Annotated in this window: 15 protein-coding genes; 2 read left to right on the top strand and 13 right to left on the bottom strand. The window is 74.0% G+C overall.

All coding sequences use genetic code 11. The features are described 5' to 3' along the window. From ACFZCF_RS21105 to ACFZCF_RS21045, 13 genes are all read right to left on the bottom strand, one after another. The gene (locus ACFZCF_RS21105; protein WP_391287933.1) at nucleotides 1–666 is read right to left on the bottom strand and encodes a 1-hydroxy-2-methyl-2-butenyl 4-diphosphate reductase; all 666 of its coding nucleotides are present in this window, start codon (nucleotides 664–666) and stop codon (nucleotides 1–3) included. Next, nucleotides 663–2,666, bottom strand: coding sequence for a squalene--hopene cyclase (shc, locus tag ACFZCF_RS21100; protein WP_391287931.1), 2,004 nt, complete (start codon nucleotides 2,664–2,666; stop codon nucleotides 663–665). The genes ACFZCF_RS21105 and shc overlap by 4 nt, the downstream gene beginning before the upstream one ends. 107 nt (nucleotides 2,667–2,773) lie before the next feature. Further along, the gene (locus ACFZCF_RS21095; protein WP_388445735.1) at nucleotides 2,774–3,874 is read right to left on the bottom strand and encodes a polyprenyl synthetase family protein; all 1,101 of its coding nucleotides are present in this window, start codon (nucleotides 3,872–3,874) and stop codon (nucleotides 2,774–2,776) included. Further along, nucleotides 3,871–5,298: a hydroxysqualene dehydroxylase HpnE gene (gene hpnE, locus ACFZCF_RS21090; protein WP_391287929.1), complete on the bottom strand. Its 1,428-nt coding sequence runs from the start codon at nucleotides 5,296–5,298 to the stop codon at nucleotides 3,871–3,873. The genes ACFZCF_RS21095 and hpnE overlap by 4 nt, the downstream gene beginning before the upstream one ends. Further along, complete coding sequence (gene hpnD / locus ACFZCF_RS21085; protein ID WP_391287926.1) at nucleotides 5,298–6,245, bottom strand: presqualene diphosphate synthase HpnD; 948 nt, start codon at nucleotides 6,243–6,245, stop codon at nucleotides 5,298–5,300. The genes hpnE and hpnD overlap by 1 nt, the downstream gene beginning before the upstream one ends. Then, the gene (hpnC, locus tag ACFZCF_RS21080) at nucleotides 6,242–7,147 is read right to left on the bottom strand and encodes a squalene synthase HpnC (RefSeq protein WP_388445725.1); all 906 of its coding nucleotides are present in this window, start codon (nucleotides 7,145–7,147) and stop codon (nucleotides 6,242–6,244) included. The genes hpnD and hpnC overlap by 4 nt, the downstream gene beginning before the upstream one ends. Before the next feature lie 288 nt (nucleotides 7,148–7,435). Beyond that, nucleotides 7,436–8,071: a TetR/AcrR family transcriptional regulator gene (locus tag ACFZCF_RS21075; RefSeq protein ID WP_388445722.1), complete on the bottom strand. Its 636-nt coding sequence runs from the start codon at nucleotides 8,069–8,071 to the stop codon at nucleotides 7,436–7,438. Nucleotides 8,072–8,189: 118 nt separating this feature from the next. Continuing rightward, the gene (locus ACFZCF_RS21070; protein WP_388445719.1) at nucleotides 8,190–8,978 is read right to left on the bottom strand and encodes an ABC transporter ATP-binding protein; all 789 of its coding nucleotides are present in this window, start codon (nucleotides 8,976–8,978) and stop codon (nucleotides 8,190–8,192) included. Further along, nucleotides 8,971–9,903 (bottom strand): ABC transporter permease, encoded by a 933-nt coding sequence (locus ACFZCF_RS21065; protein ID WP_391287923.1) that lies wholly within the window; start codon nucleotides 9,901–9,903, stop codon nucleotides 8,971–8,973. The genes ACFZCF_RS21070 and ACFZCF_RS21065 overlap by 8 nt, the downstream gene beginning before the upstream one ends. A gap of 151 nt (nucleotides 9,904–10,054) precedes the next feature. Beyond that, nucleotides 10,055–10,834 carry a CDP-alcohol phosphatidyltransferase family protein gene (locus ACFZCF_RS21060; RefSeq protein WP_388445713.1) on the bottom strand — a complete coding sequence of 260 codons (780 nt, stop codon included), beginning with the start codon at nucleotides 10,832–10,834 and terminating at the stop codon, nucleotides 10,055–10,057. After that, on the bottom strand, nucleotides 10,812–11,873 hold the full coding sequence (locus ACFZCF_RS21055; protein WP_391287921.1) for an iron-containing alcohol dehydrogenase: 1,062 nt from the start codon (nucleotides 11,871–11,873) through the stop codon (nucleotides 10,812–10,814). The genes ACFZCF_RS21060 and ACFZCF_RS21055 overlap by 23 nt, the downstream gene beginning before the upstream one ends. Then, nucleotides 11,861–12,598, bottom strand: a complete 738-nt coding sequence (locus tag ACFZCF_RS21050; protein ID WP_388445707.1) for a sugar phosphate nucleotidyltransferase — start codon at nucleotides 12,596–12,598, stop codon at nucleotides 11,861–11,863. The genes ACFZCF_RS21055 and ACFZCF_RS21050 overlap by 13 nt, the downstream gene beginning before the upstream one ends. Continuing rightward, on the bottom strand, nucleotides 12,595–14,409 hold the full coding sequence (locus tag ACFZCF_RS21045; protein WP_391288245.1) for a DUF5941 domain-containing protein: 1,815 nt from the start codon (nucleotides 14,407–14,409) through the stop codon (nucleotides 12,595–12,597). The genes ACFZCF_RS21050 and ACFZCF_RS21045 overlap by 4 nt, the downstream gene beginning before the upstream one ends. A gap of 409 nt (nucleotides 14,410–14,818) precedes the next feature. On the opposite strand from ACFZCF_RS21045, the gene ACFZCF_RS21040 reads away from it, so the two are divergent. Continuing rightward, nucleotides 14,819–15,760: a cation diffusion facilitator family transporter gene (locus ACFZCF_RS21040; protein WP_388445704.1), complete on the top strand. Its 942-nt coding sequence runs from the start codon at nucleotides 14,819–14,821 to the stop codon at nucleotides 15,758–15,760. Between the two features lie 206 nt (nucleotides 15,761–15,966). Continuing rightward, complete coding sequence (locus tag ACFZCF_RS21035) at nucleotides 15,967–17,232, top strand: GNAT family N-acetyltransferase (RefSeq protein ID WP_391287919.1); 1,266 nt, start codon at nucleotides 15,967–15,969, stop codon at nucleotides 17,230–17,232. Nucleotides 17,233–17,380: the final 148 nt, after the last annotated feature.

Here is a 17,380-nt window from a genome sequence, read left to right as displayed (position 1 = left end):
TCACCTCCTGGGGAGCAGCAGAGAACGGTGCCATTCGAAGAAAGCGGGAAGGACGGCACGGAGGACGCGGAAGGCCGATATTCCCCCGCGCACCGTGCCGATCCGGACCAGTTCGTGTTCGGGGGCGTCCACGACCACCCGTACGGCCGCAAGCGGACGGGGTCCGGCGGCCCGGGCGGTGCGCAGGGTGGTGGCGGACTCCATGTCGACGGCGATCGCCCCGCCGGCGGCGAGCGCGGCCCGCTCGGGGCCCCGCACGACGTGGTCGGAGCCGGTCAGCGGACCGGTGTGCACGGTCCGCCCCGGCACCGCCCGGGCGAGCGCCTCGACGAGCAGGTCCGTGCCGTCGCAGGCGAGGGCGCCGTCCGGGCCGCGGGTCTCCTCGGCGACCACCAGGTCGCCGGGGTGCATCCCGGGGGCGAGTCCGGCGCAGAAGCCCGAGGCGACGACGGCGGCGGCGCCCCAGCCCTCGCGGGCCAGCGCCCGCGCCACTCCGCGGGCGGCGTGGGCGGGTCCCATGCCGGTCCGCAGCACCCGGACGGGCCCCGACGCCCCGGCGCGCTCGCCGCCGCGCAGGGCGAACCGCTCGATGCCGAGGGCACAGGCGACGAGGAGCGGCGGGACGGCGGCCTCCGGCTCCCCCGGAGGGCGGTCGCGCTCCCTCACGGGTTCCGGCCGGGGACGGGCTCGCCGTGCACGTAGCGGCCGAGCGCGGTGAGCGGGAAGACCTGCCGGTAGAGGTGGTAGTTGATGGAGAAGTCCCAGGGGAAGCCGGTGCCGGTGAAGTACGGCTCGTCCCAGGAGCCGTCCTCGCGCTGGGTCTCCACCAGCCAGGCCACGCCCCGCCGCACCGTCTCGGAGTCCCGCTCCCCGGCGGCGAGGAGCGCGATGAGCGCCCAGGCCGTCTGGGAGGCGGTGGAGGCGCCGCGGCCGATCCAGGAGCGGTCGTCGTACGAGCGGAGGTCCTCGCCCCAGCCGCCGTCCGGGTTCTGCGCGGCGGCGAGCCAGGCGACCGCCCGGCGGATCGCCGGGTGGGAGGTGGGAAGCCCCGCGGCGGTGAGGGCGGGGAGCACCGAGCCGGTGCCGTAGACGTAGTTGACGCCCCAGCGGCCGAACCAGGCGCCGTTCGGGTCCTGTTCGGCGAGGAGCCAGTCGATGCCCCGGCGGGTGCGGGGGTCGGCGGCCCGGCCCTCCCAGGCCAGCATCTCCACGACGTGGGCGGTGACGTCGGCGGAGGGCGGGTCGATGACCTCACCGAAGTCACAGAAGGGGAGTTTGTTGGGCAAAACGCCCGTGTTGTCGGCGTCGAAGGCGGCCCAGGCGCCGTTGGCGGACTGCATGCCCAGGGTCCAGCGGGCGGCGCGGGCGACGGCCGCGTCGACCCGGGCGGGGTCGGGGTGGCGGACCCGGCGGAGGGCCAGGACCACCTCGGCGGTGTCGTCGATGTCGGGGTAGTTGTCGTTGTGGAACTCGAACGCCCAGCCGCCGGGCGGGAGTCCGGGCCGGCGGACGGCCCAGTCGCCGGCCTTGGTGATCTCCTCGTCGAGCATCCAGTCGACGGCCTTCACCAGCGCCGGGTGGTCGGCGGGCAGGCCGGCGTCGGCGAGGGCGATGGTGGCGAGGCAGGTGTCCCAGACCGGGGACTGGCAGGCCTCCACCATGCGGGCCGGGCCCTCGGGCTCCTCGCGCCAGACGGCGAACCGGTCGAGGGACTCCAGGCCGGCCCGCATGACCGGGTGCTCCAGGTCGTAGCCGAGCAGGTGGAGGGCGATCAGCGAGTAGACGGCGGGGGGCTGGATGCCGCCCCAGCAGCCGTCGTTCTCCTGGCGTTCGACGATCCAGCGGGCGGCGTTGTTCATGGCCGCCCGGCGCAGCCCGCGCGGGGCGAAGCGGTGGTAGGCGTGCAGCGCCTGGTCGAGGCGCTGGAAGAGGCCGTCCCAGCCGGTGAGCGGGGCGAGCGGACGCTTCGGCGCCGGGTGCTCGGGGTCGGTGTGCAGCTCGTCGAGGGGGAAGGGCGCCGGGCGGACCGGACGCTTCGCCGAGACGACGGTGAGCGGCACGATGGTCTGGCGGGCCCAGCAGCCGAAGTCGTAGATGTTCAGCGGGAACCACGGGGGCAGGAACATCAGCTCGGGCGGCAGCTCGGGCAGGTCCTCCCAGCGCCACCAGCCGAAGAGCGCGAGCCAGATGCGGGTGAAGACGCGGGCGGCGGCGATCCCGCCCCCGGCCCTGATCCAGGCGGCGGCGCGGGCCATGTGCGGGGCCTCGGGCCGGTCCCCGGCGAGCCGCAGGGCGACGTACGCCTCGACGGTCGCGGAGAGGTCGCCGGGCCCGCCGTGGAAGGTGGGCCAGGTGCCGTCCTCGTACTGCCGGCTGCGGATGTGCCGGGCGGCGGCCGCGGTGGTGTCCGGGTCGGAGATGCCGAGGAAGCGGCGGAGCAGGAGGTCCTCGGCGTCCATGGTGACGTTGGTCTCCAGGTCGCCCTTCCACCAGCCCTCGGGGGCCTGGCGGGCGAGGAGGTGGTCGGTGGCGGCGCGGACGGCGCGGGCGGCGGACTCGTCGAGGCGTGCGGCCGTGGTCGTGGTGGTGGTGTGCGGTGGAGTGGTGCTGGCCGCGGGCGCGAGGGGGCCGAGAGCCCCGGCGCTTCCGTCGGTCGTCGCTGTCATGGCTTCCCCTTCGTGGCAGTCGGTTGCTTCTGCTCCTGCGGGTCTGCCGTCGGCCGGTGCGGGTGGCACCGGCCGGCGACTGCGCACTCATATCTGGCTGTGGGTGATCATTTCTTCCGTACGACGACGAAGTCGGCGAGGGCGATCAGCTGGTCGCGCACCCGGGCGGGCATGTCCACCTCGTCGAGGGCGCGGAGCGCGATCGTGTGCTGGCGGCGGGCTTCCTCGGCGGTCCACTCGCGGCCGCCGGCCTCCTCGATGAGGGCGGCGCGGTAGGCGAAGTCCGCCTCGGTGAAGGAGGCGAAGTCGGGGGTCTTGGCGTCCTCGGCCAGGAGCCGGCCGAGCCGCTCGGAGGCCTCTCCCCCGGCGGCGAGGGCGGCGACGACGGGCAGCGACTTCTTCCGCTGCCGCAGGTCGCTCCAGGTCTGCTTGCCGGTGGCGTCCGGGTCGCCCCAGATGCCGAGGAGGTCGTCGACGGCCTGGAAGGCGAGGCCGAGGTGGTAGCCGTACTCCTCCAGCTTGTCGGCGGTGCGGTCGTCGGCGCCGCCGAGGACCGCACCGATGGAGACGGCGCAGGCGAGGAGGGCGCCGGTCTTGTTGCCCTCCATCTCCAGGCACTCCTCGACGGTGACCCGCTCGCGGTGCTCGTAGGAGATGTCCTGCGCCTGGCCGTCGATGAGCTTGCGGTTGGCGGTGGTCAGCCGGCGGGTGGCGCGGCCGGCCTCGACGGTGCCGAGCTCCAGGAGGACCTCGTTGGCGAGGGCGGAGAGCGCGTCGCCGACCAGGATCGCCTGGGCGGGGCCGAACACCTTCCACACGGTGTCGCGGTGGCGGCGCTGCTCGTCGCCGTCCATCAGGTCGTCGTGCAGCAGCGAGAAGTTGTGCACGAGCTCGACGGCGACGGCGCCGGGGACGCCGACCTCGGGCGCCGCGCCCGCGACCTCGGCGGACAGCAGGGCGAGCGCGGGGCGCACGGCCTTGCCGCTGTCGGCGTCGGTGGCGTTGCCCTCGGCGTCGATCCAGCCGAAGTGGTAGGCGGCGACGGTGTCCATGGGCGGTGCGAGACGGCCGACGGCCGCCCGCATGACGGGGGTGGACAGGGTCCGTCCCCTCTCCAGCAGGGCGCTGACGTCCGCGGTGTCGACGGCCGGGGTCCCCGGGGGCACGGTCGGCACGGTCTCTCCTCTGGTTCCTGTGATCACACTCATGCCGCCTCCTGCAGCGGATGGTCGTGGCGGCGGCCGAAGGCGGAGAGCGCGGCGCCGGCGGCGCTGAAGCCGCTTCGGACGGCACCCTCCATGGTCGCGGGCCAGCCGGTGGCGGTCCAGGCGCCGGCCAGGTAGAGGCCGGGCGCACGGGTGCGGGCGGCGGGGCGGAGGCGCCCGACGCCGGGTGTGGGGGCGAAGGTGGCGGTCCGCTCGCGGGTGACGAAGAAGTCGCGGACCCCGGCGCCCCGGGCGGCCGGCAGCAGCCGCTCCAGCTCCGGGAGGTAGCGCTCGCGGAGCGCGGCGACGGGGGTGTCGATCTCGTCCTGGGCGGCGGACTGCGAGACGGCCAGGTACTGGCCGGGTCCGGTGAGTCCGGACGCCTCGGTGCGGTCGAAGACCCACTGGACCGGGGAGCCGAGGGCCGTGAAGAAGGGCCGCTTCAGGACCTTGCGGTCGTAGACGACGTGCAGGTCGAGGATGGGGGCGGTGCCGATGTCGAGGAGCCGGTCGGCGTCGTCGAGGGCGCCCTCGGGGAGCAGGCCGTGGGTCTCGGTCTGGGGCACGGCGAGGACGACGGCGTCGGCGTCGAGGCGCTCGCCGGGCACGTCGACGGTCCAGCGGCCGTCGTCGGCGCGGGCGATCCGCTCGGCCTTGGTGCGCAGCAGGGTGCGGACGCCGAGCCCGTCGAGGGCCTTGCCGGCGAGGGTGTCGTGGAGGTGGCCGAGCGGCACGTGGGCCCAGCCGATGTCGGCGGCGCCGGGGTCGGTGAGCAGCCCGGTCTTGAAGACCATGGCGGCGAGCCCCATGGAGGCGTCCGGGGCGGGGGCGTTGAGGGTGGGGATGCCGACGAGGTCCCAGAGGGCCTCGATGGCCCGGGGCGACTGGCCGTGCCGGCCGAGCCAGGTGGCGAAGTCGATGCCGTCGAGGGCCGGGTCGGCGGGGTCGAGCTTCTTGAGGGCGAGCGCGGCGCGGCCGACGGAGGCCCGCTCGGCGAGCGAGAGGTGGGGGTACGTGGCGAGGCTGCGGACCAGGTGGAAGGGGACCGGCAGCGGGTCGCGCCGGATCCTTCCGAGCCGGGGGCCGCGGGGGTGGGCGACGTCGAGGACGGGCACGTCGAGCCGGTCCTGGAGGGGGGCGAGCCGGGCGCCGTCGACGCGGTCGAGGAACCAGCGGTAGGCGGTGCAGCAGCGCAGGTACACGTGCTGGCCGTTGTCGACGGTCAGCTCGCCGCGCCGGAAGGAGAAGGCGAGGCCACCGAGGCGGGGCCGCCCTTCGAGCAGGGTGACCGCGACTCCGGCCTCGGCGAGCCGGATCGCCGCGGTGATCCCGGCGAGTCCCCCGCCGACGACGACGGCGGTGGGGGTCTCGGGGGTGTCCTTCGCGGCGCCCGGGCGGTCGGACCCGGGTGTGCCGGTGGGGGCCATCAGGCGGGCCTCCTCGCGGTGCGGCGGGCGATGTGGCGGGCGTCGAGGCCGGAGAGGCCGCGGACGGCGACGTACGCCTTCTCGGGGCCGGGCAGCGAGACGCGGCCGCGGAGCACGGCCTCGGGGTCGCGCTCGATGCGGTCGAGGAGGCGGCGGTAGATGCCGGCCATGGCGGCGACGCAGGCGCCGCTGCGCCGGTCGAGCAGGGGCAGCAGCCGGTAGCCCTCGGTGAAGAGGGCGCGGGCGCGGCGGACCTCGAAGTGGACGAGTCCGGCGAAGTCGGCGCCGGCCGGCAGGATCCTGGAGCCGAATCCGTCCTCGCAGCCGAAGCGGGCGAGGTCCTCGGCGGGCAGGTAGGTGCGGCCGTTCCCGGCGTCCTCGCGGACGTCCCGGAGGATGTTGGTGAGCTGGAGCGCGAGGCCGAGGGTGTCGGCGTACTCGGCGGCCCGCTCGGACTCGGCGGCACCGGGCTGGGTGCCGAAGACGCCCAGGGAGAGCCGGCCGATGGCACCGGCGACGCACCGGCAGTAGACCTTGAGCTCGTCCCAGGTGCGGTAGGTGGCGCCGCGGACGTCCATGAGGACGCCGTCGATCAGCTCGTCGAGCCCTTCGAGGGGGATCGGGAAGCGGCGGGCGGCGTCGGCGAGGGCGACCGCGACGGGGTCGGTGTCGTCCTCGGCGACGTCGCCCTTGCGGATCCGGTCGAGCAGCGCCCGGGTGGTCTCCAGCCGCTCGTGCTTCTCCTCGGGGGCGAGCGTGCCGTCGCCGATGTCGTCGACCCGCCGGGAGAAGGCGTACAGGGCGGACATGGCGTGCCGCCGGTCGGCGGGCAGGAGCCGGATCCCGTAGGCGAAGTTGCGGGCCTGCTGTCCGGTGACGGCCTCGCAGTAGCTGTACGCGGCCTGCACCGGCGCGGACGGCCGGGTCGTGGTGTCCTCGACGGTCATGTTCCCCCCTCGGCGCGGGCCCGGAGCAGGACCGCTCCCACCTGGCGCGCCAGGCTCGGCTTGGTGGGCTTCGGCGGTCCGGCGAGGACGTCGAAGCCGGCGGCGGCGATGGCGTCGAGCGCGGCGAGTCCGCCGGCGGTGAAGCCGGCGAGCAGCAGCCTCAGCCGGCCGTGGACGCTGCCGACGAGTGGGGCGCCCGCGTGCAGCAGGGCGCGGGCGCGTTCGGCCTGGAAGGCGACGAGGGAGCGCACGGCGGATCCGGCGGACGGCCGGGCGAGCTCCTCCTCCGTGACGTGGAACCGCTTCAGGTCCTCGGCGGGGAGGTAGATCCGGTCGCGGCCGAGGTCCTCGGCGACGTCCTGGAGGTGCTCCACGATCTGGAGGGCGGTGCAGATCTCGTCGGAGCGGCGGATCCGCTCGGGGGTCGCGGTGCCGGTGATGCCGAGGACGAGCCGGCCGACGGGGTTGGCGGAGAGCTCGCAGTACGCGAGGAGGTCGTCGTACGTCTCGTACCGGCTGACCAGCTGGTCCTGGCGGTTGGCCTGGAGCAGGCCGAGGAACGGGCCGGGGGTGAGGCCGCGGCGCCGCACGGTGGGCTGGAGGGCGCGCAGCAGGGGGTGGCGGGGCGTCCCGTCGAAGACCCGGTCCAGGTCCTCCTCCAGGGCGTCGAGGAGGGGGAGCGGGCCGGCGTCGGGGCCGAGGCCGAAGGGGGCGGCGGCACCGGGGGCGAGGTCGCCGTCGCCGATGTCGTCGACGAGGCGGGCGTAGCCGTAGACGGCCATGAGGTCGTCGCGCCAGTCGCGGGGCAGGAAGAAGGGGGCCACGGGGAAGTTCTCGTCCGCGGCCTTGCCGAGTGTGGTGCGCGAGGGGTCGTCGGCGCGCACGTGCCGGGGAGTCGTCACCGGGCGGCGCCCGGCGCGGGGACGGCGACACCCACGTGAAGCTGGAGATTCTGCGTCATGGCCGTCATATCTCCCGTTCTACACTGCCGATCCAATCCATCCTATTTCGGACACGCCGCCGCGCACGGAGCGCGCGCCCGCCGGGCGCTCCCGGGGGCGCCGCGGGCGGTGGGGATCGGACCGGTACAGCTTACGTTGTACGAGGGATGTCGCCATTCGGGGGGTCTGCCGCCACGCCGACCGGGCGGACCGGGCTGACCTGTGGCGATGGCACGGGCCCTGCCGGGGTCAGCGGGCGCGGGCTCCGGAGACGACCATGGCGAGGGTGGCGTCGACGACATCGTCGCGGCGGCGGGCGGGGAGCCGGCGGAGCGGACCTTCGAGGAGGAGCAGCGAGAGGCCGTGCACGGCCGACCAGGCGGCGGCGCCGGAGGCGGAGCGGCGCCCGCCACTGCGGTCGAGCGCCTCCAGGGTCTCCCGGAGGAGGGTGAAGGCCCTGATCTCGGGCTCCGGGGGTGCGGGAGCGCCGGCCGGCGGTTCCCCGGCGGCGGGGCGGACGGTGCCGAAGGCGGCGCGGTAGAGGCCGGGGTGGTCGACGGCGAAACCGACGTAGCCGCGGCAGAGGGCGGCGAGCCGGCGCTCGGCGGCGAGCGCCGGGTCGTCGGCGCCGGGCTCGCGGGCGGCGGCCCGCTCCATGGCCTCGGCGAGCCGGGCCCTGGCGTGGCCGCGGACGGTGCGGAGCAGCTCGCCGCGTCCGTCGAAGTGCCGGTAGGCGGCGGTCGGCGAGACGCCGACCCGGCGGGCCGCCTCGCGCAGCACGACCCTCTCGGGGCCGCCCTCGCTGGCGAGGTCGACGGCCGCGCCGATCAGGGCGTTGCGCAGGTCGCCGTGGTGGTAGTTCTTTCCGCCCGAGATCCCTGGCATGGGCTCATCCTGCCCGATGTTGACCGCATGAACATTCCAGGCGGCGGCGCGACGGGCGAAAACCGGAAGCGCCCCCGCCGGTGGGGCGGGGGCGCGGCGCACGGGTGCGGCGGGGAACTCAGCGGGCGGTCTCGCGCTCGTACGCCTTGAGCACCTCGTCGGTCGGGCCGTCCATCAGGAGCTGGCCCTTCTCCAGCCAGAGCACCCGGTCGCAGGTGTCCCGGATGGACTTGTTGCTGTGGCTGACCAGGAAGACCGTGCCGGCCTCCTTGCGCAGCTCGCGGATGCGCGCCTCGGACCGGATCTGGAACTTGCGGTCACCGGTGGCGAGCGCCTCGTCGATGAGGAGCACGTCGTGGTTCTTGGCGGCCGCGATGGCGAAGCGGAGCCGGGCGCCCATGCCGGAGGAGTAGGTGCGCATCGGCAGGCTGATGAAGTCGCCCTTCTCGTTGATCCCGGAGAAGTCGACGATGTCCTGATACCGCGCGTGGACCTCCTCGCGGCTCATGCCCATGGCGAGGCCGCCGAGGATGACGTTGCGTTCGCCGGTGAGATCGTTCATCAGGGCCGCGTTGACGCCGAGGAGGGAGGGCTGGCCGTCGGTGTAGACCTTGCCGCTCTCGGTGGGGAGCAGACCGGCGATGGCGCGCAGCAGCGTGGACTTGCCGGAGCCGTTGGTGCCGATGAGGCCGATGGCCTCGCCCCGGTAGGCGGTGAAGGTGACGCCGCGGACGGCGTGCACCTTGCGGACCCCGCGGCTGATCTCGGCCTTGCCCTTGCCGACGATCCGGCTGAGCGCCGCGGTGGCGCTGCCCTTGCCGCCGCCCCCGGTGTTGACGCGGTAGACGATGTGGACGTCCTCGCAGATGACGGTGGGCGCCAGGGGGTTCTGGGGGGTGTCAGCCACGGCCGTACCTCTCCTCAGCCTTCCAGAAGTAGACGAAGCCGCCGATGCCGAAGAGCAGCGCCCAGCCGAGGGCGGTGGCCCAGACGTGGGCGGGCAGGTTCGAGGCCGCGTAGTCGTCGATGAGCGCGAAGCGGACCAGGTCCATGTAGACCGCCGCCGGGTTGTACATGAGGATGTCCGCGATCCAGGCCGGCTTGTCCGCGAGCATCACGGGGATCGAGAACATGACGCCCGAGGCGTACAGCCAGGTCCGCATGACGAACGGCATGAGCTGGGCGAGGTCGGGGGTCTTGGCGCCCATCCTGGCCATGATCATCGCCAGGCCGGTGTTGAACACGAACTGGAGCAGGAGCGCCGGGACCAGCAGCAGCCAGCTGAGCGAGGGGTAGCTTCCGAAGGCGATCGCGACGGCGGCGAGCACGACCATCGAGAAGAGGAGCTGCTGGAGCTGCTGGAGCGAGAAGCTGATCGGGAGGGTGGCGCGCGGGAAGTGCAGGGCCCGGACGAGGCCGAGGTTGCCCGAGATCGCGCGGACGCCCGCCATGACCGAGTTCTGCGTGAAGGTGAACACGAAGATGCCGGTCACGAGGAAGGGGATGTAGACCTCCGTGCTCATGCCCCTGCCCGCCTTCAGGATCAACCCGAAGATCAGGTAGTACACGAGGGCGTTGAGCAGCGGCGTGGCCACCTGCCAGACCTGGCCGAGCTTGGCCTGGCTGTACTGGGCGGTCAGCTTCGCCGAGGAGAACGCCAGGATGAAGTGGCGACGGCTCCACAGCTCGCGGATGTACTCGAACAGTCCGGGTCGGGCGCCGCTGACCGACAGGCCGTACTTGGCGGCGAGGTCGCCCGGGGCCAGGCCCTCGTCGACGGAGGACGGGGGCGCGTTCGTCGCGACCGCCCCGCCCTGGTGAATGTCACTCACAGTCGAAACTTTCGTGTTCAAGATGTGCGGCACGTCGGATCACCACGATGTCGGACGGCCGGTGTGACGACTCGGCGAGTCATCGGGGTCGCCACACCGTACGCCATTGCGGTGGCCGGCCGGTGACGCGGGAGTCCCGGCCGGCGCCCGCTCACTTCAGTCGGCTCGACGCCATGATCGAGACGAGGTGCAGCACGGTCTGCAGCAGGGCGATGCCCGCGAGGACCGCCACGCCGAGCCGGGAGAAGAACAGGTCGCCGCGGGCCTGGTCGGCGATGGCGAGGACCAGGATGAGCAGCGAGGCCTCGATGCCGAGGATCAGCCGGTGGAACTTGAGCGCGCCCGCGGCCCGGCGGGCCAGCGCCATGCCGGAGGAGCGGGGCTCCGACGCGGCCTCCTTGACCGGGGGCAGGCCGTTCTGGTGGCGGGCGACGCCCACCAGGTCGGTCTCGGCCTTGATCAGGATGGCGCCGAGCGCGGCCAGGGTGCCGAGGAAGGCCCACAGCCAGTCGATCCGGCCCTCGCCCCACAGGTCGGCGGCGCGCAGCCCGAAGCCGACGAGGACGGCGGCGTCGCACAGGTAGGCGCCGACCCGGTCCAGGTAGACGCCGGCCAGCGAGTACTGCTTCTTCCAGCGGGCCAGCTCGCCGTCGACGCAGTCGAGCAGCAGGTACATCTGCACGGCGACGACCCCGAGGACGGCGCCCCAGATCCCGGGCAGCAGCAGCGCCGGGGCGGCGAGCACGCCGAAGAGCGTCATCAGATAGGTCAGCTGGTTGGGCGTGACCTTGGTGTCCGCCAGCCGGCGGGTGATCCGGAGGGAGATCTCCCGCATGTAGAGGCGGCCACCCCAGTGCTCGCCGCTCCGCCGGTCCTTGACGCCCGGCGGGTGGACGACGGGGCGGAGTTCAGCTACCGATGGCTTGGGCATAGTCGGCGTACGCGTCCCTGATCTGGTCGGTGGAGAGGTCGAGGTGTTCCAGGATGGTGAAGCGGCCCGGCCGGGTCTGCGGGGCGAAGTCGACCGCCCGCACGAACTCGTCGACCGTGAAGCCCATCTCCTCCGGCCGTACCGGAAGGCCGTGCCGGCGGAGGGTCTCCACGATGGCGAGGGAGTCGTCGCGGGCCCCGCGCAGGTGCATCGCGAAGGCCGCGCCGAGGCCGCACTGCTCGCCGTGGCTGGCCGCGCGGGCCGGGTACAGCAGGTCGAAGGCGTGGCTGATCTCGTGGCAGGCGCCCGAGGAGGGCCGGGTGTCGCCGCTGATGGACATGGCGATGCCGGACATCACCAGGCCCTCGGAGAGGGTGACGAGGAAGTCGTCGTCGCCGACCCCGCCGGGGTGCCGGAGCACCGCCTCGCCCGCGCTGCGGGCCATGGCGGCGGCCAGGCCGTCGATCTTCTCGCCGGTCTCGCGGTGGGAGAGCTCCCAGTCCGCGAGGGCGGAGAGGTTGGAGACCGCGTCGCCGATGCCGGAGCGGACGAAGCGGACGGGGGCGTCCCTGATCACGTCGAGGTCGATGACGAGCGCGATGGGGGTGGGCACCCCGTAGGAGCCGCGGCCGTTGTCGTTGTCCAGGGTGGACACCGGCGAGCACAGGCCGTCGTGCGAGAGGTTGGTGGCGATGGCGACCAGTGGCAGCCCGACCCGGGCCGCCGCGTACTTCGTCACGTCGATGATCTTGCCGCCGCCGAGCGCGACCACGGCGTCGTACCGCTTGCCGCGCATGGCGTCGGCCAGCTTCACGGCCGCGTCGATGGTGCCGCCGGCCACGGTGTACCAGTCGGCGCCCGGCAGCTCGGCGCAGAAGCGCTCGCGCAGGGCGATCCCGGACCCGCCGCTGATCGCCACGGCGATCTTGCCGTTGCTGGAGATCCTCTCGTCCGCCATGAGCGCGGAGAGTCCCTCCAGGGCGCCCCGGCGGATGTCGACGACGACCGGCGACGGGATCAGTCGGGTCAGTACCGGCACGCGATCTCCCGGCCCTTGGCGAGATCGTCGTGGTTGTCGATCTCGACCCAGGAGACCTCGCCGATGGGCTCGACGTCGACGGTGAAGCCGCGGTCGACGAGCTCCTGGTAGCCGTCCTCGTAGTAGAGGTCGGGGTCGCGCTCGAAGGTGGCCTTCAGCGCGTCGGCGAGCTCTTCGGCGGCCTCGGGCTCGATGAGGGTGACGCCGATGTACTCGCCGGTCGCGTCCGCCGGGTCCATCAGCTTGGTGATCTTCCGGACGCCGGCGCCCTCGGCGGCGACGACCTTCATCTCCTCGTCGGCGAGCGACTTCACCGTGTCGAGGGCGAGGATGATCCTCCGGCCCTCGCCGCGGGCGGCGAGCAGCGTCTTCTCGACGGAGACCGGGTGGACGGTGTCGCCGTTGGCGAGGATCACTCCGCGCTTCAGGACCTCACGGGCGCACCAGAGGGAGTAGGCGTTGTTCCACTCCTCGGCCTTGTCGTTGTCGATCAGGGTGAGGGCGAGGCCGTACGTGGCCTCCAGCTCGGCCTTGCGGGCGTAGACGGCCTCCTTGCGGTAGCCGACGACGATCGCGGCCTCGGTGAGGCCGACCTCGGCGAAGTTCCGCAGCGTGAGGTCGAGGACGGTGGTCTCGCCGTCGACGGGCACGAGGGCCTTCGGGAGGGTGTCGGTGTAGGGGCGCAGTCGCCGTCCGGCACCGGCTGCCAGAACGAGGCCGATCATGCTGTTTCTCCTTCGTCATGAACAGCGGGCGCTCCGGAGGAGACCCAGAAGCGGATGGACTCCACGAGCACCACGAGGGCGAGCGCGCCCGCGAGTGCGGTCAGCGCCAGGGTGAAGTCGTCGCCGCGGCCCACCAGGAGGGCGGCGAGGACGGTCACCAGGAGCGTGCGCCCCTCGTGTCCGCCGGTGACGCGCACCAGCCAGGCGGGCGGCGCGCCGGTGCCGCCGCGGATGCGGTACACCGTGTCGTAGTGATGGTAGGCGACCGCCGCGACCAGGCCGAAGGCGGCGGGGACGGCCTGCGGGACGTCCGAGCGGGCGGCGAGCAGCAGCACGGTGGTGTACTCGGCGGCGCGGAAGAACGGCGGGACGAACCAGTCGAGGGCACCCTTGAGGGGGCGGGCGACGGCGAGCCCCGCGAGGACCGCGTAGCCGCCGGCGGCGCCGACGGCGGCCCAGCTCCCGACCGGGGCGGTGGCCGCGACGGAGATCATCAGGACGGCACCGAGGAGCGCGGCGACCGGGGCCGGCACCGGCAGGCGGCGGGCGGTCCGGGCGACGAGGAGCGCGAGGGGGCCGGAGTCGGCGAGGTCGGCGAGGGCCCGGGCGGCGCGGTCGGTGCGCGGCCCGCGCCGCTTGACCGAGCGCAGCAGCCGGCCGGCCGTGGTGTAGCAGGCGGCGAAGGCGCAGCCGGCGATCAGCGCCCAGAAGACGATCCGGGGGCTGGTGGCGGCGGTGAGGACGGCGATCATCGCCCAGCGCTCGCCGATCGGCAGGATGATCATGCGGCGGGCCCAGACGGTCCAGCCGACGCCGTCGAGCTTGCTGGACAGGGCCAGGCTGGTCCTGGCGGTGGAGCCCGCGGCGGCCGTGTCGGCGACGTTCGACTCGTTGAACGAGAAGTCGACGACGTGCCGGCAGGTCATGAGGACCATGGCGGCGAGCGCCAGCGTCCACACGTCGTCGCCCTCGCGGGCGGCGCCGAGGGCGAGACCGGCGTAGAAGGCGTACTCCTTGGCCCGGTCGAAGGTCGCGTCGAGCCAGGCGCCCATCGTCGAGTACTTGAGCGCGTACCGGGCGAGCTGCCCGTCGGTGCAGTCCAGGACGAAGGAGACGAGCAGGAGCACGCCGGCGGCGATGTAGCCGCCGCGCTCCCCGGTGGCCGCGCAGCCGGCCGCGATCAGCGCGGTGAGCAGCGAGGCGGTGGTGACCTGGTTGGGGGTGAGGCCCCGGCGGGCGCACCAGCGGGCGATGTACCGCGAGTAGGGGCTGATGAAGAAGGTGGTGAAGAAGCCGTCGTGGGCCTTCACGGCGGAGCGGAGCCGGACGGCCTCGTCGTCGACGGCGGCGACGGCGGCGCGCGCCTCGTGGCGGGCCGTGGCGTCGGTGGGGACGGCGGCGACGAGGGTGCCGAGCGCGGGCCGGTGCACGGCGACGCCGCCGGCGTCGAGGGCGTCGGCGAGGGCCCCGGTGAGGTCGCCGTCCGGGTCGGGGGCGGTCGGGGCGGTGGGCGCGGGGACGGCGGTCAGCGCGCGGACCAGGGCCGGACGGGCCTCGGGCTGCGCGGAGAGCGCCCCGGGCACGGCGGCGGCCGGGAAGCGGGGGTCGGTCAGCGCGAGCCGCAGGGCGTGGCGGTGCCCGACGAAGCGGGAGTCGACGAGGGCGACGCGCTCGCCCGCGGGGACGGCGGCCAGGAGGGTACGGGCCTCCTCGGCGCCGGTGGCCCATCGGACGTGGAAGCCGAGCGACCGCAGATCACCGTCGAGCGAGGATCCGGGTGCCGGCGGGCCGGTGAGGATGGCGGTCGACAGACGAACTCACTCCTTGGAACGGGCAGAGGGCCGGCGGGGCCTGTCGGCTCCGGGCGTGACGGTGCGCCCCGGCACCGGGCGGCGGCACGTCGGCTGAGGCTATCGGATCGACGGAGCGTGAGTTCACCGAGGCTTCGCACGCCGGACGCTCCCCGGTCCGCCCTCCGCCGCCGGGGTGCGCCGCGCTCCGCGCGATCATCATCGGTGATCGGCGGCCCGCCCTCCAAACCCGTGCCGGGGGCCACCCGGACGGCATTCCGGCAGGTGATCGTACGAATCCCGGCCCGTTGGGCATCTTCGCAGGTCAGAGCAATGACAACGGTGTTCAGTACCGTGTTGCGCATACCCCCCACCCGTAGTTCACTGGCGAATCCGGGCACCGACGGATCAGGACTTGGGAGGCCATGTCATGGGGGCTGGACACGACCACGGGCACAGCCACGGGGGCGCGCCGCCGACGGGGACGGCGGGCGCCGCCTACCGCAGCCGGTTGCGGATCGCGCTCGGGATCACGCTCTCCGTGATGGTGGTCGAGATCGTCGGCGGTGTGGTCGCCGACTCGCTCGCGCTGATCGCCGACGCGGCGCACATGGCGACGGACGCGATCGGGCTCGCGATGGCGCTCCTCGCGATCCACTTCGCCAACCGGCCGCCGTCCGGGAACCGCACCTTCGGCTTCGCCCGGGCGGAGATCCTGGCCGCGCTCGCCAACTGCCTGCTGCTGCTCGGCGTCGGCGGGTACGTGCTGTACGAGGCGGTCCAGCGGTTCATGGAGCCGGCCGGGACCAAGGGCGGGCTCGCCATCGCCTTCGCCGCGGTGGGCCTGGTGGCCAACGTCGTCTCGCTGTCGCTGCTCATGCGAGGACAGAAGGAGAGCCTCAACGTCCGGGGCGCCTATCTGGAGGTCCTCGCCGACGCGCTCGGATCGGTGACCGTCATCGTCTCGGCCGCGATCATCCTGGCGACCGGCTGGCAGTACGCCGACCCGATCGCCTCCCTGGTCATCGGCCTGATGATCGTGCCGCGCACGGTGAAGCTGCTGCGCGAGACCCTGGACGTGCTCCTGGAGGCGGCCCCCAAGGGCGTGGACATGGCGGAGGTGCGGGCGCACCTGCTGGCGCTGCCGGGCGTCGAGGACGTGCACGACCTGCACGCGTGGACGATCACCTCCGGGATGCCGGTCCTCTCCGCCCACGTGGTGGTGGACGCGGGGGCGCTGGACTCGGTCGGCCACGAGAAGATGCTGCACGACCTCCAGGGCTGCCTCGGCGACCACTTCGACGTGGAGCACTGCACCTTCCAGCTGGAGCCGGCCGGGCACGCCGAGCACGAGGCGAAGCTCTGCCTGTGACCGCCGCGGGGCCCGGCTGTGAGATGCTCGCCGTACGAACGCGCGCGTGAGAGGAGCTGAGGTTGATGACCGTCGCGATGGGGGCCGCCTTCCGCGGCCGCACCCGGTCCAGCTTCAGCTCCCGGGTCTCCGGCTGACCTGATCCCGGTTCTTCCACCGGTCCGTCACGTCGTCGGCCGGGACCCTTTCACCCGAGGGTTTCCACGTTGTCCGACAACGACATCCAGAACGCTTCCGCGTCCCACGACGCCTTCTTCGCCCTGCACCACGGCCTTCCGCGGCAGGGTCCCGGCTCCGACGCCACCACCCGCCGTCTCCTGGCGCTCGCGGGTCCGCTCCCCGAGCGTCCGCGCGTGCTCGACCTGGGCTGCGGCCCGGGCCGCTCCGCGCTGCTCCTGGCCGCCGAGGCGGGCGCCGAGGTGACCGCCGTCGACACCCACGAGCCGTTCCTCGACGAGCTGCGGGCGGCCGCCGCCGCCCGCGGCCTCGCCGGCTCGGTCCACGCGGTCCGCGGCGACATGGGCGCGCCGCCCTTCCCGGACGGCTCCTTCGACCTCGTCTGGGCCGAGAGCTCGGTCTTCGTGCTCGGCTTCGACCGGGCGCTCGCCGAGTGGCGCCGGCTGCTCGCGCCGGGCGGGACGCTGGTCCTCACCGAGTGCGTGTGGACCACCACCGCGCCCGCCCCGCAGGCCCGCGCCTTCTGGGACGAGCACTATCCGCTCCGTACGGTCGCCGAGCTCGCCGCCGTCGCGGTCGGGGCCGGGTACCACGTGCTCGGCACCTTCCTCCAGCCCGACGGCGACTGGGACGAGTACTACGTCCCGCTGGCCGCCCACGCCGACGCCGCCGACACCTCGGTGCCGGGCATGGCCGGGGCCGTGGCGGCCGCCCGGGCGGAGATCGCGCTGCGCCGCGACCACGGCGGCGACTACGGCTACGCGGGCCTTGTGCTCCGCCCGGCCGACCCCCGGTGGCCCACCCGCCCCGAGCGGGAGGGCGACCACGCGGCCGTCCGGGAGCTGACCGCGGCGGCCTTCGGGTCGCCGGCCGAGGCCGAGCTCGTCGGCGCCCTGCGCGCCGACCCGGACGCCTGGCTGCCGGGGCTCTCGGTGGTGGCCGAGGCGCCGGACGGTTCGGTCGCCGCGCACGCGCTGGTCACCCGCTGCCGGGTGGACGGGGCGCCGGCCGCGGCGCTCGCCCCGGTCTCGGTGGCGCCGGCGCACCAGCGAACCGGTGCCGGGCAGGCCGTCGTCCGGGCGGCGCTCGACGCGGCACGGCTCGCGGGCGAACGGCTCGTGCTGGTGCTGGGCCATCCGGAGTACTACCCCCGGTTCGGCTTCGCACGGGCGTCCGAGTATGGAATCCGGCCAGGTTTCGCCGTTCCGGACGACGCGATGATGGCGCTGGTCCTGGACGGTTCGGGGCCGGTGCCGTCGGGCACGATCGCCTATCCGGCGGCTTTCGGCGTCTGACCTGCCCGTGACGGTCGTCCCGTCGCGCCCGCCGCTCCCCCGCGCCGGTGTACTCCGGTGCGGTGGGAGCGGCGGGCTCCGGCCGCCGAAGTGCGGACAAGCCGCTTTTGTACGGCAGACTGGGTGCGCCCCCAGGGGCCGAGGACCG

Origin of the sequence: Streptomyces sp. NPDC007945 (assembly GCF_042958885.1) — a bacterium.
Taxonomy (GTDB): Bacteria; Actinomycetota; Actinomycetes; order Streptomycetales; family Streptomycetaceae; genus Streptomyces.
Note: the sequence above shows the minus strand (reverse complement) of the source record. Positions and strands in the feature narration are given on the sequence as shown.